The 22,549-nt window shown below is 67.8% G+C and carries 21 protein-coding genes and 1 riboswitch; of the genes, 6 read left to right on the forward strand and 15 right to left on the reverse strand.

Annotated elements, in window-relative coordinates; translation table 11 throughout:
• Positions 1 to 872 precede the first annotated feature (872 nt).
• The 12 genes from ACP7AG_RS01410 to ACP7AG_RS01465 all read right to left on the reverse strand — a co-directional run bounded on the left by ACP7AG_RS01410 (position 873) and on the right by ACP7AG_RS01465 (position 13,307).
• Positions 873 to 2,972, reverse strand: coding sequence for a DEAD/DEAH box helicase (locus ACP7AG_RS01410; protein WP_426029521.1), 2,100 nt, complete (start codon positions 2,970 to 2,972; stop codon positions 873 to 875).
• Positions 2,973 to 3,081: 109 nt separating this feature from the next.
• A complete protein-coding gene (locus tag ACP7AG_RS01415) occupies positions 3,082 to 3,792 on the reverse strand; it encodes a DNA glycosylase AlkZ-like family protein (RefSeq protein ID WP_426029522.1) in 711 nt (236 codons plus the stop codon).
• A 79-nt stretch (positions 3,793 to 3,871) separates the two neighbouring features.
• Entirely contained in the window at positions 3,872 to 4,384 is a 513-nt protein-coding gene (locus ACP7AG_RS01420; RefSeq protein ID WP_426029523.1) for a tyrosine phosphatase family protein, read from the reverse strand.
• Positions 4,381 to 5,139: an adenosylcobinamide-GDP ribazoletransferase gene (gene cobS / locus ACP7AG_RS01425; protein ID WP_426029524.1), complete on the reverse strand. Its 759-nt coding sequence runs from the start codon at positions 5,137 to 5,139 to the stop codon at positions 4,381 to 4,383. Before cobS ends, ACP7AG_RS01420 begins: the two co-directional genes overlap by 4 nt.
• On the reverse strand, positions 5,139 to 6,173 hold the full coding sequence (gene cobT, locus ACP7AG_RS01430) for a nicotinate-nucleotide--dimethylbenzimidazole phosphoribosyltransferase (RefSeq protein ID WP_426029525.1): 1,035 nt from the start codon (positions 6,171 to 6,173) through the stop codon (positions 5,139 to 5,141). Before cobT ends, cobS begins: the two co-directional genes overlap by 1 nt.
• A 28-nt stretch (positions 6,174 to 6,201) precedes the next feature.
• Entirely contained in the window at positions 6,202 to 7,158 is a 957-nt protein-coding gene (gene cbiB, locus ACP7AG_RS01435) for an adenosylcobinamide-phosphate synthase CbiB (protein WP_426029526.1), read from the reverse strand.
• A complete protein-coding gene (locus ACP7AG_RS01440; protein WP_426029527.1) occupies positions 7,151 to 7,945 on the reverse strand; it encodes an ABC transporter ATP-binding protein in 795 nt (264 codons plus the stop codon). Before ACP7AG_RS01440 ends, cbiB begins: the two co-directional genes overlap by 8 nt.
• Entirely contained in the window at positions 7,942 to 8,925 is a 984-nt protein-coding gene (locus ACP7AG_RS01445; protein WP_426011509.1) for a FecCD family ABC transporter permease, read from the reverse strand. The genes ACP7AG_RS01440 and ACP7AG_RS01445 overlap by 4 nt, the downstream gene beginning before the upstream one ends.
• A complete protein-coding gene (locus ACP7AG_RS01450) occupies positions 8,922 to 9,767 on the reverse strand; it encodes an ABC transporter substrate-binding protein (RefSeq protein ID WP_426029528.1) in 846 nt (281 codons plus the stop codon). Before ACP7AG_RS01450 ends, ACP7AG_RS01445 begins: the two co-directional genes overlap by 4 nt.
• On the reverse strand, positions 9,764 to 10,369 hold the full coding sequence (cobO, locus tag ACP7AG_RS01455; RefSeq protein WP_426029529.1) for a cob(I)yrinic acid a,c-diamide adenosyltransferase: 606 nt from the start codon (positions 10,367 to 10,369) through the stop codon (positions 9,764 to 9,766). Before cobO ends, ACP7AG_RS01450 begins: the two co-directional genes overlap by 4 nt.
• Entirely contained in the window at positions 10,366 to 11,352 is a 987-nt protein-coding gene (gene cobD, locus ACP7AG_RS01460) for a threonine-phosphate decarboxylase CobD (protein WP_426029530.1), read from the reverse strand. Before cobD ends, cobO begins: the two co-directional genes overlap by 4 nt.
• 2 nt (positions 11,353 to 11,354) lie before the next feature.
• Positions 11,355 to 13,307, reverse strand: coding sequence for a TonB-dependent receptor plug domain-containing protein (locus ACP7AG_RS01465; protein WP_426029531.1), 1,953 nt, complete (start codon positions 13,305 to 13,307; stop codon positions 11,355 to 11,357).
• A gap of 108 nt (positions 13,308 to 13,415) precedes the next feature.
• A riboswitch (cobalamin riboswitch) is annotated at positions 13,416 to 13,615 on the reverse strand.
• Positions 13,616 to 13,651: 36 nt separating this feature from the next.
• Between ACP7AG_RS01465 and cobU the strand changes: the two genes are divergently transcribed.
• Together cobU and ACP7AG_RS01475 are read left to right on the forward strand one after the other, a co-directional pair.
• Positions 13,652 to 14,167, forward strand: coding sequence for a bifunctional adenosylcobinamide kinase/adenosylcobinamide-phosphate guanylyltransferase (cobU, locus tag ACP7AG_RS01470; RefSeq protein WP_426029532.1), 516 nt, complete (start codon positions 13,652 to 13,654; stop codon positions 14,165 to 14,167).
• Between the two features lie 92 nt (positions 14,168 to 14,259).
• Positions 14,260 to 15,159, forward strand: coding sequence for a TauD/TfdA dioxygenase family protein (locus ACP7AG_RS01475; protein ID WP_426029533.1), 900 nt, complete (start codon positions 14,260 to 14,262; stop codon positions 15,157 to 15,159).
• 191 nt (positions 15,160 to 15,350) lie between these two features.
• On the opposite strand, the gene modB is transcribed toward ACP7AG_RS01475, so the two are convergent.
• Positions 15,351 to 16,022 (reverse strand): molybdate ABC transporter permease subunit, encoded by a 672-nt coding sequence (gene modB / locus ACP7AG_RS01480; protein WP_426029534.1) that lies wholly within the window; start codon positions 16,020 to 16,022, stop codon positions 15,351 to 15,353.
• A gap of 2 nt (positions 16,023 to 16,024) precedes the next feature.
• Complete coding sequence (gene modA / locus ACP7AG_RS01485; protein WP_426029535.1) at positions 16,025 to 16,783, reverse strand: molybdate ABC transporter substrate-binding protein; 759 nt, start codon at positions 16,781 to 16,783, stop codon at positions 16,025 to 16,027.
• An 88-nt stretch (positions 16,784 to 16,871) separates the two neighbouring features.
• Here modA and ACP7AG_RS01490 point away from each other — a divergent pair, with 88 nt between their 5' ends.
• Positions 16,872 to 17,660 carry a TOBE domain-containing protein gene (locus ACP7AG_RS01490; RefSeq protein ID WP_426029536.1) on the forward strand — a complete coding sequence of 263 codons (789 nt, stop codon included), beginning with the start codon at positions 16,872 to 16,874 and terminating at the stop codon, positions 17,658 to 17,660.
• 51 nt (positions 17,661 to 17,711) lie between these two features.
• Here the strand turns inward: ACP7AG_RS01490 and ACP7AG_RS01495 are convergent, their stop codons facing one another.
• Positions 17,712 to 18,179 (reverse strand): hypothetical protein, encoded by a 468-nt coding sequence (locus ACP7AG_RS01495; RefSeq protein WP_426029537.1) that lies wholly within the window; start codon positions 18,177 to 18,179, stop codon positions 17,712 to 17,714.
• Positions 18,180 to 18,357: 178 nt separating this feature from the next.
• Here ACP7AG_RS01495 and ACP7AG_RS01500 point away from each other — a divergent pair, with 178 nt between their 5' ends.
• From ACP7AG_RS01500 to ACP7AG_RS01510, 3 genes are all read left to right on the forward strand, one after another.
• On the forward strand, positions 18,358 to 18,876 hold the full coding sequence (locus tag ACP7AG_RS01500; protein ID WP_426011498.1) for an RNA polymerase sigma factor: 519 nt from the start codon (positions 18,358 to 18,360) through the stop codon (positions 18,874 to 18,876).
• 94 nt (positions 18,877 to 18,970) lie between these two features.
• On the forward strand, positions 18,971 to 19,939 hold the full coding sequence (locus ACP7AG_RS01505; protein WP_426011497.1) for a FecR family protein: 969 nt from the start codon (positions 18,971 to 18,973) through the stop codon (positions 19,937 to 19,939).
• A 187-nt stretch (positions 19,940 to 20,126) separates the two neighbouring features.
• Positions 20,127 to 22,478 carry a TonB-dependent receptor gene (locus ACP7AG_RS01510; protein ID WP_426029538.1) on the forward strand — a complete coding sequence of 784 codons (2,352 nt, stop codon included), beginning with the start codon at positions 20,127 to 20,129 and terminating at the stop codon, positions 22,476 to 22,478.
• The last annotated feature ends 71 nt before the right edge of the window (positions 22,479 to 22,549 follow it).

Here is a 22,549-nt window from a genome sequence, read left to right on the forward strand (position 1 = left end):
AGAGTTTGCGTTTCGGCGTGGACCGACCGCTCCGCGAAACCGTTTGTCTCGAGGGACGGCGATTGAGGGCTTGTTTCATCCCGATCGACGTTCCCCCTCGGACGGGCAGGATCAAAGTCGCCCGGAAGGGGCCGTCAGCGACTCCGACAGATCCTGGAACAGACCGGTTTGACTCCCGGCCCCGTCGACCCGCGCAGATCCCGGCGAGGTTTTGATGGGCGGCGGATTTCTCCGACAACCCACACCTGCCTCGCGCGTGGCCCTGCACGGCCCCGCTCGGTTCCACCTCCATCGCCGCTTCGGGTCGGTACCAAGCGCCCTCCTCCGCGACGGAGACAGGGTCCAGTATGAGGCCGTGGTGGGTGCGCCAGCGGTCGTGACGCTGATTATTTTATAGGGCGTTGGAATTATTGAGGTTTGGGGAGGCCTTTTATGGGGATGGAGCGCAGGCGATCCCCGTGAGCCCGCTTTTCTCGGACCCTCTCCCAGAGGGCAGAGGGTCAAGGTCAGCGGCGCCGCAAGGTCCACAACGGCTCGAAAGCAGAAACGCGCAGCGGCTCGAAAAGCGGACCTTTTGCGGGCTAGAGCATTTTTCGAGCGAAGTGGTTCCGGTTCGCGTGAAGAAAAATGCCTCAAAACAAAAGATTAGAGCTCACGGCCTGACGCAGTCAGGTCGGGAAATGCTCTAGTCAAGCGCGTCCGCCCAACACGAAAAAGCCCGCCGCTCCGGTCTGGAGCGGCGGGCGTGATCTTGGGCGGTTGGGCCGGGCCTAGAGCAAGCCGCGCGATATAGGAATCGCACGGCTTGCTCTAGACTTTTGTTTTCGCATCGCTTTTGCGGAAAACCGGTGGCCACTTTTCCGCGCGATGCTCTAGTCTTCCGTGTCGCTGGCCGGCGGCAGGCGCGGCGGGGCGCGCATCAGGAAGGCGGGGGTTTCGTTGCCGAAGCCGACCACGCGGCGGTCGTCGTCGTCTTCACGGCCGCGGATCGGCTGGACGCCGCGCACCGGCAGCGGCGCGCCACGAACGGGAGCCCTGTCGGGCTCACTGCGTGGAGCGGGGGCGCGTTCGGCTTCGACACGGGGCTGTTCCGGGCGCGGCTGTTCGGCGCGCTCGGGACGACGATCACGATCGCGGCCACGGTCTCGGCCGCGTTCGCGGGGGGGACGGTCGCCTTCGACGCGTTCGGCGGGGCGTTCGGGCGCGCGTTCAGGACGCGGCGCGCGCTCGGCCTCGACCCGCGGCGAGGGTTGTTCGACGGCCTCGACGCTGGGCTGCTCGGTGCGTTCCGCGCCGCGGTTGCGATCGCGGCCACGGCCACGATCGCGGCCACGACCGGAGCGCTCGCCTTCAGTCCGATCGGGACGCGGCGCGCGTTCGGCCTCGACCTGCGGCTGGTCGTCGTCGGCGCCTTCTGCCTGCGGCTGGCGACCCCGATCGCGCGACGAACCGCCGCGATCGCGACGGCCGGTTTCGGTGTCCGGCGCGGCGGGAGCCGCCACGGCCACGGGCGCTTCGGCCTGGACCGCGGGCGCGTCGGCGACAGCGTCGATAGCGGGGGCGGCTTCGGCCTTCCCACCGCGCGGCTTGCGCACGCGGGCAGGACGCTTGACGACCGGGTCGCTGGTCACGGTCGAGGCGACCGGCGCGGCGGGCACGCCGGTGATGGCGGCTTCCAGATTGGCGGCGGCGACGTCCGAGGGCTCGGTGGGCGCGCGGTTGCGGTCGCGGTCACGGCCACCACCGCCGCCACCCCGTTCGCCGCCACGGGGGGCACGATCACGGTCGCGACCGCCGCCGCGCTTGTCGCCTTCGCGCTTGACGGTCACGGCGCCGGAATAGTCGAGGTCCAGCTTCTCTTCGACCGGGGTCGAGCCGATCAGCTTGACCACCTTGTCGAAGCCCTTGTCGTCGGCGGGAGTGACCAGCATGTAGGTCACGCCTGAGCGCCCGGCCCGGCCGGTGCGGCCGATGCGGTGGACATAGTCGTCGGCGTGATGCGGGACGTCGTAATTGAACACGTGGCTGACGGCCGGGATGTCCAGGCCGCGCGCGGCGACGTCGGAGGCCACCAGGATCTTCAGCGAGCCGTCGCGGAAGGCCGCCAGGGTCTTCATGCGCTGGCTCTGGTCCAGGTCGCCGTGGATCGCGGCGGCGTCGAAGCCATGCGAGCGCAGCGACTTGGCGACGACATCGACCTCGGTCTTGCGATTGCAGAACACGATGCCGGTCTCGATCTTGGCGTTCTCGATCAGGGCCCGCAGCGCCAGGCGCTTGGCCTTGGGGTCGGAGGAGGGCACCTTGACCATCAACTGGGTGATGTTGACATTGGTCGTCGCCGGGCGCGTGGCCTCGATCCGCACGGGATCCTTGAGGAACTGCTTGGTCAGGCGGGTGATTTCCGGCGGCATGGTCGCCGAGAAGAACAGGGTCTGCTTCTTCGGCGGCGTCATCTTGAAGATGCGCTCGATGTCCGGAATGAAGCCCATGTCCAGCATGCGATCGGCTTCGTCGACGACCAGGAACTGCACGCCGGTCATCAGCAGCTTGCCACGCTCGAAATGGTCGAGCAGGCGGCCAGGGGTGGCGATCAGCACGTCGACGCCGCGATCCAGCTTCTTTTCCTGGTCGCCGAACGACACGCCGCCGATCAGCAGCGCCCACGAGAGCTTGGTGCCCTTGGCGTACTTCTCGAAGCTGGAGGCGACCTGGTCGGCTAGTTCGCGGGTCGGGGCGATGACCAAGGCGCGCGGCATGCGGGCCTTGGCGCGGCCGGTCATCAGCTTGTCGATCAGGGGAAGGGTGAAGGCGGCGGTCTTGCCAGTGCCGGTCTGGGCGATGCCCAGCACGTCCTGACCGGCCAGGGCCACTGGAATGGCGGCGGCCTGGATTGGGGTGGCCGTGGTGTAGCCGGTGTCTGCGACCGCCTGGAGGGTCGTGGGCGAAAGCCCGAGTTCGGAAAATTCTGTCATATCACGCTGGTCTGAAGTCCAGAGCCGCCCGTGTTTGGGCGAACGGGCGGCGCGGATTCGCCAGACCTGCTCCAGAAGTTTGGGATAAATAGGCTCTGGCCGGCCAAAGTCAATCGCTGGCGATTTCGTCGGCCAGGGCCAAGGCCAGGCTGGGGGCGAGGTCGCCGCTGGTCGCAACCGCGACCCCAGCAAGGCCGAGCCAGCGGGCCATCAATCTCAGTTCGACGGCCGGGACGGCGGAGGTCAGGGCGTCGGCGGCGGGCTCTCGGTGGGCCGAGAGCACACGCAGGATGCCGGCCTTGCGGTCGGCCTTCAGATCGACCCGGGCGGTGATCGCCTCGCTCTGCAGGAACGGCAGCACATAATAGCCGTGGGTGCGCTTGTGGGCGGGCGTGTAGATTTCGAGCCTTATGCGGATGTTGAACAGGCGCTCGGCCCGCTCGCGAAACCAGATCAGGTTGTCGAACGGCGACAGCAGGGCGTTGGCCTTGACGGCGCGCGGTCTCTGAGCGTTCGGGGCCAGATAGGCGACCTGGTCCAAACCGTCGACTTGGACCGGCGTCAGCTCACCGGCCTCGACCAGCTCCGCAACGCCCCGTTGGGCGTCGGCCAGGCCCATGCGGAAATAGTCGCGCAGGTCGCGTTCGGTGGCCACGCCCATGGCCCAGGCAGCGCGGCGAAGCAGCACGCGGTGGGCTTCGTCGCGCGACGGGGTCGCGGCGGGCTTCCTTGTGAGACAGGGTCTGGACCATCCCCGGAGGGAGCATGGCCGCGCGGCGTGAGGCGAGGCTTGGGTCCAAGACAATAAGGCGCCCGCCACTCAGGATCGTCGAGGCTGCGCTTCACGGCCGATGGTGAGGCGAGGCGAGGCGAGGCGACGACGGCCTGGTGCTTGCGCGCTATGACAAGTCGGAAAACTCGAACAGCACGCCTTCGAAGGTGTCGGTGCCCCGGCCGATGCTGGCGATGGCGGCGGACATCGCGCCGTCTCGCTCCAGCGCGACGTCCGCCAGAGCGACCATCAGCGGATTGGGCGTGGCATAGGGGGCAGCCGCGCGCAGGGCATGGGCGATCTGATGTTCGGACCGCCCAGGCGCGTGCTGGCAGGCGACGATGAAGGCGGCGGCCGTGGAGCGGCTCACCCCCGCCCAGCAGTGAACGAGCATGGGTCGGGTCTCGTCCCAGGTCGCGGCGAAGGCGAGCAGTTGATCGACGAGCGCGGCGTCGGGCGCGACCAGGTCGGGCGCCGGTGCGGCGATGTCGTGGAAGGCGAGCTTCAGGTGAGGCCCGACGTGGTCGGCGGGCCATAGGTCCGCAGGCGAGGTCGGCGACAGCAGGCTGATCAGGTGAGACGGCCGGTGCAGGCCTCGCGCCGTCTCGACTTGGCTGAGCGGACAGACCAGCAGGCTCATCGCGCCACCGCCATGGCCGATACGCCCATCAGCACGCCCAGTTCGAAGACCTGTTCGACGCCGCCCAGCACGTCGCCCGTATAGCCGCCGATCAGCCGTCTCGCCGCCCAAGCCAGCGGCGCGGCCAGGCTAACGCCAACGGCCGCGCCGACCAGTCCGGAGGCGCCCAGAAAAGCCAGGGGCCACAGGCCTAGCACGGCCGCGATCAAAAGCTCGGACGGCCGGACGCCCTCCGGCGCGGGCTTGTACTTGGCGCTGGACGGATCGCTGACATGCCGTTGCATTACCATCGCCGCGACGGCGGCGGTGCGACCAGCCCCGTGGGCGGCGACAAGGGCCAGGGCGGCGGTCGTCAGGGGCAAGGTCGCCAGGGCCGCGACCTTGATGGCCAGGGCCAGGCCAAGCGCCAACACGCCGTAGGTTCCAACCCGGCTGTCCTTCATGATTTCCAGGCGTCGCTCGGGCGTCTGGCCGCCGCCCAGGCCATCGGCGGTGTCGGCCAGGCCGTCCTCGTGGAAGCCGCCGGTGATCAGCACGCCGGCCGCCAAGGCCAGCAGGGCGGGCAGGGCGCCACTCCACAGCTGCCCAGCCGCCAGCAGCACCCCTGCGCTCAAGGCCCCGACCAGGATGCCAACCAGCGGGAAGTAGCGCGCGGAACGGGTGATCCAGTCCGCCTGGAAGTCTGCGAAGGACGGCGCGGGCAGACGGGTCAGGAACTGCACCGCGCACAGAAAGAGCTTGATCTGGCGAAGCATCAGCCTGGTCCCGCCAGCACGTCGGCCAGGTCGGCCACCTCCGTCAGCAGGTTTGCGGCGGCGACCAACAGCGGAGCCGCCAGGGCCGCGCCGGTGCCCTCGCCCAGCCGAAGATCGAGGTCCAGCAACGGTTGAACCCCCAAGGCTCTGAGCATCAACGGGTGGCCGCGCTCGGCCGAACCATGGGCGAAGACGCAGTAGTCCAATGCCGCCGGGACCAGACGCACCGCCGCCAGGGCCGCAGCCGTGCTGATGAAGCCGTCGATCAGCACCACCCGCCGCGCGGCCGCCGCGCCCAGCACGGCGCCGACCATCATGGCGATCTCACAACCGCCGAATTCCGTCAGCACGGCCAGTGGCGCGCTGGCGTCGGAGCGCAGGGCGGCGCGAACGATGCCAGCGCGCTTGCGCGCCATGCCCTCGGCGTCATGACCCGTGCCCTGGCCGACACAGTCGTCGAGCGCGGCGGGGGCCAGGCGATGCATGATCAGGGCGGCCGAAGAGCTGTTGCCGATGCCCATCTCGCCAAGAGCGATGACGTCCGCCCCGTCCTCGGCGGCCGCACGGGCGATCTCTCCGCCCTTGGCGATGGCGGCGAGGACCTCGTCCTGTGTCAGGGCGCTCTCGCGCGCCGCATTGCGGTTTCCGCGCCGGATCTTGGCGGAGATCATTTCAGTATGCTCCGGCAGATCGGCGTCGACCCCGGCGTCGACGACCCGAACCCGAACCCCGGTCGCCTTGGCGAAGACGCTGACACTGGACCGACCTGACAGGAAGAGCTCGACCATGGCGGCGGTGACGCTGGACGGATAGGCCGAGACCCCCTCGTTGGTCAGGCCATGGTCGCCGGCAAACACATAGAGGTCGGTGCGGGCGATGCGCGGGTCGAGCCGGTTCTGGATCAGGCCGATCCGCACCGCCAGATCCTCGATCCGGCCCAGCGAGCCGGGCGGTTTGGCCTTCGCGTCCAGGCAAGCGCGCAACTGCGGCTCGAGCGCGGCGTTGACGGGGACGACGACGGGCAGGGCGGTCATGGCGATATCCAGGACAGGTGAGGCGGTGTCATCGCACAAGCCTGGCGATCAGGCCGATCATCAGGAGGATCATCCACAGCAGGACGCAGGCCCGGCGATACAATGACAAGCCGCGCTCGAGGTCGAGGGTGGTCGGAGCGGGTCCGTCGCCGAGCGCGGCTCCAAGCTTGGTCACACCTTCGTAGCGCGCCTCGCCGCCCAGCCTGACCGCCAGCCCGCCGGCCATGGCGGCCTCGGGCCAACCGGTGTTGGGCGAGGCATGTAACCGGGCGTCGCGGAACATGATCGCCCAGCCGCGTCCGGCCGCCAGGGCGATCAGCGGGCCGGCTATGCGGGCCGGGACCAGGTTCATCACATCGTCGGCTCGGGCGGCGGCCCAACCAAACATCCGCCAGCGCGGTTCGCGGTGGCCTATCAGACTGTCGGCGGTGTTGACGGCCTTGTAGGCGAAAAGGCCTGGCAAACCGCCGACCAGCAACCAGAAGGCCGGCGCGACGACGCCGTCGTTGAAGCTCTCGGCCAGGCTTTCCAGCGCCGCAGCCGCGATCTCGTGAGCGCCGAGCCGCTCGGTGTCGCGTCCGACAATCATCGCCAAGGCCACGCGGGCGGTCGAAATGTCGTCGGCCCGCAGCGCCGTCAGGACTGCGGCGACATGTTGGTGAAGGCTGCGCTGGGCCAGGCCGACCGTGGCGATCAGCGCGATCGCCAGGAGGCCGAGCCAGTGCCCGGCGAGCGCGCGGTGCAGGACCAGGCCCAGACCGATCGCGAGGCCGGCCACGATGACCATGACCGCCACGCCCAGGAAGCGACGGCCCTGGTCGCCGAACGCCGGACGGTTCCAGCCTAGCTCCAATATCTCGATCAAGGCAGCCGGCCAGGCCACCGGATGCGGCGCGAGGCGCAGCAGCCAGGCCGGATAGCCGAGCGCCGCCTCCAGCGCCAGGGCCAGGGCGACCACCCAGGGCCAGGGCGGGGCGTCAGCCATCCCGTCGCCCGATCAGTTCGATCAGCGGACCGGCGGTTCCGGCCACCACGGCGGCTTCGACGCCATAGGCCCGAGCCAGCACCTCCGGCGTCAGGGCGGCCAGCGGCGCGGCGTCGGCGATCACGGACCCGCCCTGCAACACGATCACGCGGTCCGCCAGGCGCAAGGCCACGCCCAGGTCGTGCAAGGTCATGACCACGCCATGACCGCTCTCGGCCGCGAAGCCCCGCAGCAGGTCGACGGCGTCCAACTGGTGACCGGGGTCGAGACCGGCGAGGGGTTCGTCGGCCAGCAGCCAAGCGGGCTCGCCGGCCAGGACACGCGCCAGCAGGGCTCGGGCCCGCTCACCGCCCGACAGGGTGGTGACGTCGCGGCGGGCCAGGTCGGTCGTGTGGGTCCGAACGAGGGCGGCCCGCACGGCGAGACGGTCGGCCTCCGTGAGGCCGCGCGCGCCGCTGTGCGGGGTGCGGCCCAGGCCCACCAAGGTCTCGACATCCACGGCCCAGGCCACCTCCGGCGTCTGAGGCAGAAAGCCGATACGGCGGGCGCGCTCGCGGTGAGCCAGGGCGAGGAGCGGCGCGTGGCCGAGCGTGACCCGCCCAGTGTCCGGGGCTCGAAGGCCCGCCAGGCAGGCCAGCAGGGTCGACTTGCCCGCGCCGTTGGGACCGACAATGGCGGTGACCTCGCCTGGCCGAAACCGGGCGTTGATCCCGGCCAGGATCGATCGACCGCCCAGGGTGACGGCGACATTATCGGCGACCAGGTCACTCTCGCTCATTCCGGTCATGCCATCCTCCGGCGCAGCGAGATCAACAGGGCCAGGAAGAACGGCCCGCCCACTGCGGCCATGGCCACGCCCAGCCGAACCTCCGCGACCGAGGGCGTCAGGCGCACCACGATGTCGGCCACCAGCACCAGCACCGCGCCGGCGACAGCGCTGGGCGCCAGCAGCGCGCCAGGTCGATTCCCGACCAAGGGTCGCATCAGGTGCGGCACGATCAGGCCGACGAAGCCGATCATGCCGGTGACGGCGACGCTGGCGCCGGTCGCCATGCCCACCCCGATCGCCAGCAACACGCGGGCCAGGGTCAGGTTCACGCCCAGGGCCCTGGCTCCGGTCTCACCCAGGGTCAGGGCATCGAGCGCCCGGCCCAGCAGCAGCATGATCCCGCAGCCGACCCCGATGAAGGGCAGGGCCATGAACACGTCGTCCGTGCTGCGATCGGCCAGCGACCCCAGTAGCCAGTTGATGATCTCCTGCGCCGCCCAAGGGCTGGGGGCCAGGCTCAAGGCGAGGGCGACCCCGGCGCTGGCGACGGCGTTGAGGATCATGCCCGCCAGGATGAAGGTGATGGTCCCACCCGTCCCACCGGCCAATAGCAACGTCATCGCCACACCGATCCCCGCCCCGGCCATGGCGGCGGCGAACAGCATCCAAGGCGTGGCCAGGCTGGCGGCCAGGTACATGGTCATCACGGCGCCGAGGGCGGCAGCCGAAGAGACGCCCATGACCCCAGGATCGGCCAGGGGGTTGCGCGTATAGCCCTGCATGGCCGCACCGGACAGGCCCAAGGCGGCGCCAACGGCGATGGCCAGGATCGTGCGCGGCACACGAAGCTCGAAGATGATCGCCCAGCGCGGATCGTGCGAGGCGGGGGACCAGGCGCTCCACGGCACCCAGACCCGTCCGGCCATAAGGGATAACCCGCTCAGCAAGATGACGAGGAGGCACAGCCCTCCAATCAGCAGAGGCCGTTTGCCTATCATGCCGCCTCTCCGAGAACCTGTCGCCGGGCGGTGGCCAGGACGGCGGCGGTCTCGATCAGCACGGGCCCGCCGCAATAGAGCAGACGCTCGGCAAACACCGCCCGCTTCATGTGGGGCCCGACGCTGGCCAGGGCCGGATGGTTCAGAATGCGTTCAGCCCAGGTCGGGGCGTGGGGCGAGGCCTGGCCGGCCAGCAGCACCTCGGGCGGATCGTCGAACAGTCGCTCAAGCGAGACATTGCCCCACTTCTTCAGGCCATAGCGCTCGGCGACGTTCACGAAGCCGGCGCGGCGCATCATCTCGTCGACCAGCGTGCCGTGGCCTGCGGCGAAGCCGTTCGGCTGGAAGACCAGGGCGGTGATCGGCCGGGTCCCAGGACGCGGCGCGCCCAGGGCCATCGCCGCCTCGACCCGGGCGATCAGCGTCTCGCCGCGCTGGGGGTGCCCAACCGCCTGCGCGATCCGGCGGATCTGAGCCTGGTTCTCCACCCAGCTGTTGGGCACCTTGAAGAGCTCGGTGCGCACGCCCAGCCGTTTCAGCGCCGCGCGGGTGGCGGGCGAGGAGTGGGCCGCAGTCAACACCACGTCGGGCCGCAGGGCGATCACCTCCTCGGCGCTCTCGTAGGTCATTGGATAGGTTCGGGCGACTGCGGCGATCGTCGACTGCCGGCCGTCGCGGGCATAGTGGCTGAGCGCCAGAATCTGGCTTCGGTCGGCGACATTGACCAGCACCGCGTCGATGCAGGGATTGAGCGAGACGACGCGCGGCAGGGCGCGCGCGCTGGCCGTCAGCCCGACGGCCAGGCCGGCGCCGACGGCGGCTCTTCGGGTCAGGCCGGTCAAAACTCGACCCCGCGCTGGGCCTTGAAGCCCTGCTCGAACGGATGCTTGACCAAGGTCATCTCGGTGACCAGGTCGGCGATCTCGATGAGTTGCGGTTTGGCGTTGCGGCCGGTCAGGCACACGTGCTTGTCGTTGGGACGGGCCTTCAAGGCCGCCACCACCTCGTCGATGTCGAGATAGTCGTAGCGCAGGGCGATGTTGATCTCGTCCAGCAGCACGAAGTCGAGCTTGGGATCGGCGATCATTTCTTGGGAAACAAGCCAGGCGGCCTGGGCGGCGGCGACGTCGCGCGCGCGGTCCTGGGTGTCCCAGGTGAAGCCCTCGCCCATGACCTCGTAGCGGACCTGGTCGGGAAACTTCTTGAAGAACAGGCGCTCGCCGGTCTTCCACTTTCCCTTGATATACTGGACGACCCCGACCTGGAGGCCCCAGCCGAGGTGGCGCGCCACCATGCCGAAGCCCGCCGAGGACTTGCCCTTGCCGTCGCCGGTGTGAACCAGTAGCAGGCCCTTTTCGAGGGTCTTGGTCTCCATCATCGCCTCGCGCTCGGCCTTGAGGGCGCGCATGACCTCGGCATGCTTGGCGTTGAGATCTTCGCTCATCGGAAAGTCTCCAGGGCTTGGGCCAGACGGAGCCAGTCGGCTTGCGGGCCAGGCAGGCCAAAGCGGATCAGCGTCTCATCCCAGGGAAAGGGTCGGGTCAGGATTCCAGCGCGGGCCAGGGCCTCGAAACGGCGTGGCGCGTCGGCGGCGCGGGCTAGTCGGAACAGCGCGGTTCCGCCCACGATCTCGAACCGGGCTGTGATCAGCAGGGCGTCTAGGCGAGCGGCGTCCGCAGCGAGGCGAGCCCGGGTTTGCGCGGCCCAGGCGGGATCGGCATAGGCCGCCATCCCTACCGTGAGCGCCGGCCCCGACACAGGCCAATCGCCCAGCGCCTGGCGGACGCGCGCGGCGAGACGAGGCTCGGCAACGAGGAAACCCAGCCGCACGCCGGCCAGACCATAGAACTTGCCGAACGACCGCAGGACGATCAGCTGCTCATGGCCAGGCGCACCGGCCTGCGCCGCCGCAGACGAAGCGGGGGAAGTGTCGGCGAAGGCCTCGTCGACGATCAGCGGGCCGTCGGTCGAGGCGAGAAGCTGCGCGGGCTTCACGATCCGGCCATCCGGGTTGTTCGGATTGACCAGCACCCGCAGGTGAGCCGACGGGTCTGCTTCATCCGTCAGGTCCGCGTCCGCCAACCGCCATGCCTGGGCGTGCCCGCCATAGGTCTGGGCAGAGACGGCGATCTTCCGGGCTGGCAGCAGGCGCGGCAGGAGGCGTATCAAAGCCTCGCTGCCGGCCGCCGCCACGATCCGGGCCGGATCATCTACGCCGAACGCCGAGGCCGCTGCGCGCTCCAAGGACCGCAAGGCCTCCGGATCCGGCAGGCGCGAGTAGGCTTCCGGCCCAAGGTTCGGCATGGGATAGGGCCAGGGGTTTATTCCCGTCGACAGGTCCAGCCAGGGCGTCGGCGCGGCCGGAAAAGCCGTCCGCGCAGCGCCCAGCCGACCGCCGTGACCCAACAGGGCCGCCGGCGTCGCCATGGCTAGAACCGGGCTCGCACGCCGGCGAAGGCGCCGCGCCCCAGGGTCCCATAGCGATAAAGCGTCTCGTATTGCTGATCGAACAGGTTCTCGACCCGGCCATAGACCTCGAAAGTGTCATTGATCGGATAGGCGAGCCGCACGTCGGTCAGCACATAGCTCTTCAGCCGCCGGCTGTTGCTGGCGTTGTCGAAGCTGTGGCCGACATACTGCATCGTCACCCCGCCGTTGAGGCCGCCCGGCAGGTTGACCGTCACGTCGCCCGAACCGGTTTCGCCGGCGCGGCGCGCCAGGTCCTTGCCGTAGTTGGCGCCCGGCGAGCGGTTGGTGGCGTCCATATTGGTGTAGTTGGCCGAGACGGTGACCATCGTATTGATCTCGTAGGCGCCGTCCAGCTCGACCCCCTTGGCCCGCGTCTTGGCGGTATTGGCGTAGTAGCCGTAGGTCGGCAGGTCGTAGTTGGACAGGAAGTCGATCTGGTTGGTGGTGTCGCGGTCGAAGTAGGTGATCGAGCCGCGCAGGCGGCCCTCAAGCAGCGTGTGCTCTATGGCCAGGTCCCAGCTCTTGGCCTCTTCGGGCATCAGGTCGGCGACCTGGATGATCTTCAGCCGGTTGATCGCGTCGGGGCCGTAGGGGCTGAACAGCTGGTACAGCGACGGGGCCTTGAAGCCTTCGCCATAGTTGAGCCGCACCACGGTCGCGCCGGCATTGAGGGAATAGGCCGCGCCAGCCTGATAGGTGGTGGCGCCGCCGAAGGTGTCGTGATCGTCGTGACGCACGCCGCCGGTCAGGGTCAGGCCGGCGATCGGCTTGGCCTGAACTTGGCCGTAGACGCTGTCCATACCGGTCGCGTGACGGTCGGCGACGGTGTCGTATTGCGGCGAGATGGAGCGGAACCACGAGCGTTCGGTCTCGGCGCCGACCACCGCGCGCCAGATCGGGTTGATGGTCCAGGTGCCCTGGTACTGCAGCGTCCCGTCGGTGCCCTTGGCGTCGAAGGTTTTTGACGGGCTGTAGGTGGGATCGTAGTTGTCGCGGTCGGTCTGGGTGTAGCTGAAGCCCAGGCGGCTGTTCAGCGCGCCGCCGAAGCTGGACAGCCGGCCGCCCAGATAGCTCACCAATTCCTTGGTCCTGCCGTACTCGGCGCTGTCGCCCAAGGCATAGGGCGGAGCAGGCGAGGAGCCGTCGTACTCGTTGCGACCGGCGGCGTAGGACGCGCGTGCGTCCAGGGCCAGGTCGCTGGTGACGTTCAGATCCAGGCGCCCGCTGATCGAGGCGTTGTGGTAGCCGTCCTTCTCCTTGCCGCCGCGGGTCTCGTTGAAGTTGGAGATCCCGGCCGTGGTGTAGGAGCCGGCCGCCAGTCGCCAGCCGCCCCAGTCGCCGCCGGCCCCGACCCCGACACGGCCATAGGCCGTGGCGCGCGAACCGCCTTCCAGCGCGACGGAGGTCGAGAGCGCCCCCTTGGGCGTCTCGGTGATCATGTTGACAACGCCGCCGATCGCCTGGCTGCCCCACAGGGTGGACTGCGGGCCGCGCAACACCTCGATGCGGCTGAGATTGCCGGCCAGCTGGGTGGCAAAGTCGTAGCCGCCGCCGGTGGAGGAGGGGTCGTTGAGCTTGACGCCGTCGATCAGCACGGCGGTCTGGTCGCTCTCGGCGCCGCGGATACGCACCTGGGTCGAGCCGCCGACACCGCCGTTTCGAGTGACGGTGACGCCTGGGGTGCGTGACAGCAGGTCGGAGATCACCACGGCCTGGTGCGAGCGCAGGTGCTCGGCGTCGATGATGGTCATGCTGACGGGTACTTCCGACAGCTTGTCGGCGGCGCGGCCGGCGGTGACGACGATCTGGTCGACCTCGTTGGTCGCGTCGATCGTGTCGGCGGCCAGCGCCAGGTGGGGCAGGGTGAGGGCGGTGGTGGCGGCCAGTACGGCCAAGACGGAATAGTGGCGCATTTCAAATCCTCCGTGCGCGGCAACGAAGGCTGGCCCGAGGATTCGGACCGGCCTGACGATGTCGCCTCGGGGGAAAGAACCCCATCGTTCGGCGCACCCCGGCCGGACGAAGGACGACTGCGACGGGCAGGTCTCCTGGCTTGCGGGTCAATGCCGGTGCGCGTCGCCTTCCCAGTTGTCTTCCGAGGAAGACGTCCAGTGGCATATGACACGCGGGCTCGCCGCTTACAGTTGCGGGGGCAGCCCGGGCTTCACACCCGAGTTCCCTTTTCATCCTCTTTCGAGGAACCTGTCGCAGGGGCTGCACTATATGCTGCGTCGCACACGGTCAATCGGAGCGTATCTTGTCGTTCACCCTCGTCCTCGGCGGAGCCCGGTCCGGCAAGAGCGCCTGCGCGCAAGGCGAGGCCGAGGCGCAAGCGGCGCTCGTCGGTGGTCGCTTGGTGATGATCGCGACCGCCCAGGCCTTCGACGACGAGATGGTCGAGCGTATCGCCCGACACCGTCTGGATCGCGGAGAGGCCTGGGTCACCCTAGAGGCGCCGATCGACTTGAGCGTAGCGTTGGCTGGCTTGAGCGCATCCGATATCGTTGTGGTCGACTGCCTGACCCTGTGGCTCTCGAACCTGATCCTGACCGAGCAGGATATCCCCGCAGCGGCCGCCGAACTGGTCGAGGCGACCGCGGGCTTCGACGGCGCGCTGTGGCTGGTGGCCAACGAAGTCGGCTTCGGCATCGTGCCCGACAACGCCCTGGCTCGACGCTTCCGCGACGAAGCCGGGCGGCTGCACCAGGTGCTGGCCCAGGCGGCGGACAACGTAACTCTAGTCGTGGCCGGCCTCACGCTGCGAATGAAGTGAGAAAAACTCCGTTGAGCGCCGATATCCCGCGACTAAGGTGGGGCTAGGGAAGACGCGGCTCGCGTGGACGAGCGGCGCTCCGGGAGGAAGCCATGAACGCCATCGCCCCCATCATCGCAGCCGAAGCCCCCGACTATGCGGGCCTGACCGTCACGCCCGTCGGTACGGTGCTCGGCGCGGAAATCTCTGGCGTTGACCTGCGTCAGCCCCTGACGCCGCAGCGTGTCGCGGCGATCCGCGCGGCCTTGCTCCGCCACAAGGTGGTGTTCTTCCGCGACCAGGATATCAGCCACGAGGATCATGTCCGTTTTGGCCGCTATTTCGGGGACTTGGAAGGACATCCTGTCACCGCCCACGTCCCGGGTTTTCCCGAAATTCTGCACATCGAGGCCGCCGACGGCATGAAGTTGCGCGAGGAAATCGTGCCGCTGGTTCGGGCGGCCAACAAGTGGCACACCGACGTCACCTTCCGGCCTGCTCCGTCCATGGGCGGCGTGCTGCGGGCGCGCCACCTGCCACCGCTGGGCGGCGACACCCTGTTCGCAGACACCGCCGCGATCTATCGCGACCTGCCCGAGACGTTGAAGGCGAGGTTGCTGACCCTGACCGCAGAGCACGACATTCTTCAAAGCTATGGCTACCGCGTCGACGAGGCCAAGCGCGCAGAATTGCGCGCGGCCTATCCACCCCAGATCCACTCCGTGGTCCGCACCCATCCGGAGACCGGCGAGCAACATCTGTTCGTCAACAAGGTCTTCACCACGCGGATACTGGGCTTGCCGGACGATGAGGCCAAGACCCTGTTGGCCGACTTGCTGGACCGGGTGAAGACGCCGGAATACCAGGTCCGCTTCCGCTGGACGGCCAACGCCATCGTGTTCTGGGACAACCGCGCCACCCAGCACTACGCCATCCTCGACTATTGGCCTCAAGAGCGCATCGTCGAACGGGTGACCATCCAGGGGGATGCGCCGTTTCTGACGTTAGGCTAGAGCCAAAATAGATAGCATTTTCAGAGTATTATCACAGCACATTGACTCTCTTGACTTCCTTCATCCCGACGCAAGTCGAGACCCAAGCCGAATGGGCTTTCTTGTCTGAGCGAAACCACTGGGCTCTGCTTGGCTCCAGGCTTTCGCCGGGATGATTGGTATGGGCGGGGGCCGCACCTGACAATGAAACCTCAACCCCGCCCATCCCGCTCTGTCACCCGACGCTCCATCAGCAGCAGGGTCAACATCACGACGAAGGCGAAGGCCAGTAGGGCGGCCGACAGTTGGTGGGCCTTATCCCATTCCAGGGCCTCGACCAAGCGGTAGATCTCGATCGACAGCACCTGGGTTTCACCCGGAATGCCCCCGCCCAGCATCATGACCACTCCGAACTCCCCGACCGTATGGGCGAAGGCGAGGATGGCGGCGACGGCGTAGCCCGGTAGCGCCAACGGCAGGGCGACCCGGCGAAAGGTGCTCCACGACGAGGCGCCAAGGGTCGCGGCGGCCTCCAGCGGTTCGTCCCCGACCGCGATAAAGGCGTTGCGCAGCGGCTGCACCGCGAAGGGCAGGGAATAGATCAGCGAACCGATCACCAGGCCCTCGAAGGTGAAGGCCAGGGTGCGGATCCCGAAGGGATGCAGCAGCAGCATCAAGGGGCTATGGGGGCCCAGGGCGATCAAAAGGTAGAAGCCCAGAACGGTCGGCGGCAGGACGATCGGCAGGGCGACCAGCGCCCCGACTGGCGCCTTCCAGCGCGAGCGGCCGCGGGCCAGCCACCAGGCCAGGGGCGTGGCCAGGATCAGCAGCAGGATCGTGGTGATGCCCGCCAGCTTGATCGTCAGCCACGCCACCTCGACCATGGTCACTTCACCTCGTAGCCGTAGCGCCTGATGATGGCCTTGGCGTCCTTGCTCTCCAGATATTGCAGGAAGGCCTTGGCGGCGGGGTTGTCGACGCCGGTCCTCAGCAAGACGGCCTGTTGGTCGATCGGCGTATGGTCGGCGCTCGGCACGATCCATCGCGAGCCGCCCGTCTCGTTGATCACCTGCGACAGCGCCACGAAGCCAAGTTCGGCCGCGCCGGTCTGCACATACTGATAGGCCTGGGTGATCGACGAGCCCGTGACGATCTTCTGTTTCAGCACATTGTAGAGCCTGAGCTTGGTCAGGGTCTCGACCGCCGCCTGACCATAGGGCGCGGCCTTGGGATCGGCGATCGACAGCTTCTCGAAGCCACCCTTCCTCAGCACCGCGCCCTTGGGGTCGACCAGGCCCGGGGTCTTGCTGAACAGCACCAGCCGGCCGGTGGCGTAGGTGAAGCGCGTTCCAGGTACGGCCAGACCGCCGGCCTCGGCCTTGATCGGGCGCTCGCTATCGGCCGACAGGAAGACCTCGAACGGCGCACCATTGGCGATCTGGGTGTAGAACTGGCCGGACGAGCCAAAGCTCAGCGTCACCTTGTGGCCGGTCGCCGCCTCGAACTTGGCGGCGATCTCCTTGACGGGCTCGGTGAAGTTGGCGGCGACCGCGACCTTGGTCTCGGCGGCGAGCGCTGAGGCGACCATCATAAGCGACACGGCGCCAGCCAGGGCGGCGATCAGGAAGGGGTGGGGGTTGCGCATGGACGGCATCCTCATCAAGGGGATATGTAGCAAGACTACATAACGGTGTTTAGCCGGACGTTGAGGGTTTTTTGCGGGGCTCGGGCGCATGATGTCGATCGATGGCGATCTCAGCGCCTCCCTGATCCTGCGACGCGGCGCCTTGGCCCGCGTGGGACTGGAGCGTGTGGCGCTGATCGAGGCTGTGGCCGAGTTGGGCTCGATCAGCGCCGCCGCCAAAAAGCTGGGCCTCAGCTACAAGGGCGCCTGGGACGGGGTGCAGGCGCTCAACAACCTGTTTGACGCACCCTTGATCGTCGCCAATGCGGGTGGCAAGGCCGGAGGGGCCGCGAGCGTCACGGCCAGGGGCCGTGCGGTGATCAAGGCCTTCCGCGACGTCGAGCGCGAGATCGGCGCCGCCCTCGCGCGTCTCGAGACCGGGCTCGCCGCGCCGAGCGAGAACCTGGGTGATCTGTTCTGGAGTCTGGGTCTGCGCACCAGCGCTCGCAACGCCGCGCGTGGAACAGTCATGGGGATCGAGCTCGGCGCGGTGACGGCCCGTGTGACCCTCTCGCTCGGTGACGGCGTCGAGATCGTCTCGGTGATCACACGGCGAAGCCTGGACGAGTTGGGCCTGAGGGTCGGCAAGCCGGCCGTGGCCTTGATCAAGTCCAGCTTCGTGGTGCTGGCCGAGCCCGCCTCGAGCGCGGACGGCAATCGATTGTCGGGGCTCGTCGCCGACCGCGAAGACGGCGCCAGCGCCAGCGAGATTCGCCTGTCCCTGGCCACCGGCAAGACCCTGGTCGCGACCGTGCCACTGAACGCCACCACACCCTCGGTTGGCGCGCGAGTCGTGGCGATCATCGAACCCGCCAACATCATACTCGCCGTTGAATAGGAACGCCGTTTGCGTGCGGTTTGCCGAACTCGTCTGGCGAAACTTCCGCGCTTAATGGACAGTGGGGTAGGAAACCTGATGCTCGGCTGGCCTGTTCTGCAGCCTGACGGGCAGGGGATATCCCTCGGCGCGAAGCGCGGCGTTCAGGGCCCGCGACAGGACCATGACCGACCGTCCGTCGGTGAGCAGGGGCTTGAGGAGTTCCTCGCCCAACGCGCTGGCGGTTCCAGCCAGACCGCAGGAGACGATCAGCCGTTGCTCGTCAGTCGAAATCCCACCGCAGACTGGGCAGCGGATCTGGATCGGTCTGCGCAACGCGGCTTCCACGGTTTGCATCCAGGCGATGAACAGGCCGGCGACACGGTCTGACGACTTGCAAGCCAGGGGCTGAGCCACGCGGCGATTGGGGCGTGAGTCGGTCGAGCGCGCGCCAGCCCAATCGCGGATAGCCCCGAGCAGCAGCCTCTCCCCGACGGCCGGAGCGAGTATTTCGTGAGATGTGGTGGGCGAAAGGGACATCAGGCCTCCAAACGGTCCCGCGACAAATTCAAAACCGTCCGCAATAGTTACGGCCCCCATAGTTGCGAGTCAATCGCAACTGGGCGACACTGGACCGTCGATCCTTGACAGCCTAGGCTGGCCGTTCGCCACGATCGGATTGTCGCCGATCCCGTTCCGGAGCTCTCTTCTGTCCGCCGTGCCGCGATCGATCACGCCGATGATGCGGCTGTACGGCGAGAAGCGGGCCAATCTGGCGCGCGTGTTCGCCGCCCGCCTGCGGTCGGTCGCAGAGGCCGAGGACCTGATCCAGGACCTGTTTCTCAAGGTTCAGGCCCTGGGCGACTTGGAGGTCGAAGGCGACGGCTCCGCGCTGCTGTTTCGCATGGCCAACAATCTGATGCTCGATCGTCTGCGCAGTCAGGCGCGAGCCGGAGCGCGCGATGAAGGCTGGCGCAGTCTGCAGGTCACCACCTTGGGCGACCAGCAGGCGATCGATGCGCCCTCGGCCGAGGACGTGGTGACCAGTCGCCAGCGGCTGAAGGTGATGATGGCCACGCTGGAAACCCTGCCGGCTCCCATCGCGCGGGCCTTCACCCTGCACAAGCTGCAAGGCCTGAGTCACGCCGAGACCGCCGCGCAGATGGGTGTCAGCCGTAGCTCGATCGAGAAACATGTAAGCGCCGCCCTCAAGGCGCTGATAGCGAAACTGCCATGAGGGACTCCAACCGCACGGAAACAAGATTCGGAGGTTCCGGGCCTTCGGTGGCGTCTTACCCACAGGGCGCCACACGGCGCCGGGGCGGAGCACGATGACGCGGTCTCAGGCAGATATCGAAACCGCGATCGGTTGGCTTGTCCGCCTACAGGGGGAAGCCGCCACCGAAAGCGATTGGCATGCGTTCGACGCCTGGCTGACGGCGTCGCTGGTCCATGCCGAAGCCTATGACGCCGCCCAGGCCTTCGATCAGCGCCTGGACCTCGACGCTCGCCTGGCCGAGCACGCGCCGGCCGACGACCCTGCGACAGACAATGTTGTGCCGCTGCGCCAAAGCCATCGCGCCTGGGCTTGGTCGGCCGGCGCCGCGATCGCGGCGGCCTTGGTCGCCGGCGCCGTGCTGGTTCCAGCCAGCGGTGTGATGAGCGGCCAAGAAACCACCTATTCCACGGGCGTTGGCGAGCGGAAGACCATTGCGCTGGACGACGGCACCCGGATCGAGCTGAACGCCGCCTCAAGCCTGACCGTGCGGTTCGAACGCAAGACCCGCCACGTCGCCCTGGGTGACGCCCAGGCGTTCTTCGACGTCGCAAAGGACCCCAAGCGTCCGTTCCTGATCGAAGCGGGCGACACCCAGGTGCGTGTGGTGGGCACGGCGTTCGACGTCCGTCATCGCGACGGCCAGGTCGCCGTGGCCGTCCAGCGCGGCGAGGTCGAGGTGCGTCCCGCCGACGCGAACCCCTTCCGGCTGCGTCCGGGGCAGGGGCTTTCGCACGCCGAGGGCCAGGCGGACGCCCGCCTCGCGACCGTGGCGATCGAAGAGGTCTCCGGGTGGCGCCAGGGCCGACTGATCTATCGGGACCAGCCCTTGTCGCAGGTTGTCGGCGATCTGAACCGTCTTTTCCCTCGTCCGGTGAAGCTGGCTGACGCGAAGGCGGCGGATATGCGACTTTCCGGTGTGTTGATCGTCGATGAGCAGGATGCGATGGTCGGCCGACTGTCACATCTGCTTCCCGTCCGAACGACGACGACCAAAGACGCTATCGTGATCCGGGCGCGCTAGGCCTTGCTGACGGGAACGGAATCGTTCGAAGCGCGAAGCTTGGGCTCTAGGGGTCTAGAGCTGGAGCGCGATGACCTCGAAAGCGGATATTCCGTTTCGACGCCGATTTAGCGACCTCGGTCCTCCGAGGGCGAGCGTCGCCGCGCGCGCGCTGGCCTCCAGCTTAATTTTCCCCCTCGCATTGGCCTTGACGTGGGCCTCGGCCGATGCGGCCCGTGCGGCGCAGGCGCGATACGCCATCGCGATCCCCGCCAAGGCGCGTTCGGAAGCGCTGATCGACCTGGGCGTCCAGGCCCGGGTGACCTTGGGCGGGGCGTCGTCCTGTCCTGGACGCAGTCCTGCCGTCGTCGGCGCCATGAGCCTGCGGCAAGCCCTGGATGCGATCACCGCAGGCGCGCCATGCCGGTTTGAGATCCTCGACGACGCCACGGTCAGCATCCTGCGCGGCGGACCGACGGCGCGCGCGTCGTCGGTCACCACCGTGGTGGAGCCGGTTTCCCTGCTTGAAAGCGTGATCGTCACCGCCACCAAACGGCCGACCCGCCTGGGATCGGCGGCGGGGGGCGTCAGCGTGATTGGCGCGGGCCAGCTCAACGACACGGGCGCGGTCGACACCCGCGGCATCTCGCAGCAGACGGCCGGCTTCATCACCACCAACCTCGGCGCGGCCCGCAACAAGATCATGCTACGCGGACTGTCGGACGGCGCCTTCACCGGGCGCACACAGCAGACGGTCGGCACCTATCTCGACAACATTCCTCTGACCTACAACGCGCCGGACCCCGACCTGCGTCTGATCGACATCGAACGGGTGGAAATCCTGCGCGGGCCGCAGGGCGCGTTGTACGGCGGTGGATCGCTCAGCGGCGTCTATCGGATCGTGTCACGCAAGCCCGTGCTGGACGAATGGTCCGGCTCGGTGCTCGTGGGCGGAGCGCTCACCGAGTCGGGCTCGCCCAGCAGCCGCCTGGAGGGGGTGGTCAACCTGCCGGTCGTCAACGATCGAGCGGCGCTGCGACTGGCGCTCTATAGCGATGCGGAAGGCGGTTATGTCGATGACGTCAATCTGCGCCTTTCCAACGTCGATCGGACGACCCGAAGCGGGGGGCGTGCGGCGCTATCGGTTCGGCTCGACGACAACTGGACCGTAATGGTGTCCGGCGCGCACCAGGATCTGCACGCCACCGATAGCCAGTATACGACGCCCAGCCTCGGCGGACAAAAGCGCGCCAATCAGGTGCGTGAAACCCACGACAACGTTCTTCTGCAAGGCGCGGTGACGGTCGCCGGTTCCGGCGACTGGGGACGGTTCGAGTCCTCGACAGGCTATGTCCGCCACCGGTTCGCTAGCCGGTTCGACGCCACGGCGGCGCTGAACGGCGCCGGCGCGGGGGGCGTGGACATCGGCCTGTTCGACGAGGCAAGCAAAGTCCGGCTGCTGGTCGAGGACGCTGTCCTGTCATCGCCCGACAATGATCGGTTCCGCTGGTTGATAGGCCTCTATGGGCTAGCAAGCTTGGAAGATAGCGACGGCGAACTCCGGGCGCGCACCACGTTCAACCCGTCGCGGCTGATCTATCTGGAGGCCCGCCGCGACCGGCGCCGCGAGTTGGCGGCTTACGGGGAAGCGTTCTACCTGTTGGGCGGCGGTTGGACCGTCAGCCTGGGCGGTCGCGCCTTTCAGACGGAAGTTCACACCACTTCGGCGGTCAAGGCTCCCCCCGCCCTCACACGCAAGCTCGATCGCAAGGCTCGCTTCAGCGGCATTTCACCCAAGTTCTCCCTGCAAAGGACCCTTGGAAAGCAGGCAATGGTTTATGTGCTGACCTCGGAGGGATACAGGTCAGGCGGTTTCAACTCTGGCGGCCTTGCCGCGCCCTCGGCGCTCCGAGGCTCGTTCAAGCCGGACCACCTGCGCAACTATGAAGTCGGCGCCAGCGTCAGCCCGTTGGCAGGCCGCGTGGTCCTGCGCGCGGCATTGTTCCATGATGTCTGGACCGACATCCAGACCGACCAGTACCTAAGCCCCTCCGGACTCTCCTACACCGCCAATGTCGGTGACGGTCGCAACACCGGCCTGGAGATCGAGGGTACGGTCCGCCCGCGACCAGGCCTGACCATCGAGGTGAACGCCTTGTTCAACCGGCCACGCCTGAGCAAGGTGGACCGCAATTTCGCTTCGGCCGCGCAGAGCGAATTGCCCGGCGTCCCCGACGTCTCGGCGGGCGGACTGGCGCGCTACGAGAAGAGTCTGTCCGCCGATCGACGGCTCATCATGACCGCCGAGATGGAGTACGTCGGCCAATCGCGATTGACCTTCGATCGCCGACTTTCCCCGTCGATGGGGGGCTACATGACGGGCCGACTGTCGGCGGAAATGGCGATGGCCGATTGGGGTGTGACCCTGGCGGTCACCAATCCGGCCAACGCCTCGAGCGACACCTTCGCCTATGGCAATCCGTTCAGCTTTGGGCAGGTCCGACAGGTCACCCCACTGCGGCCCCGCACGTGGAGCCTGGATATTTCACGCGCGTTTTAGAGGCGAGGCTTCGACCTGGGCATATCTCGACAGCTCCTCGCGCGCAAACGCGATGGTTCTTATGAGGTTCC

This window comes from Caulobacter sp. DWP3-1-3b2 (genome assembly GCF_049896325.1).
In the GTDB taxonomy this organism is placed as follows: Bacteria; Pseudomonadota; Alphaproteobacteria; order Caulobacterales; family Caulobacteraceae; genus Caulobacter.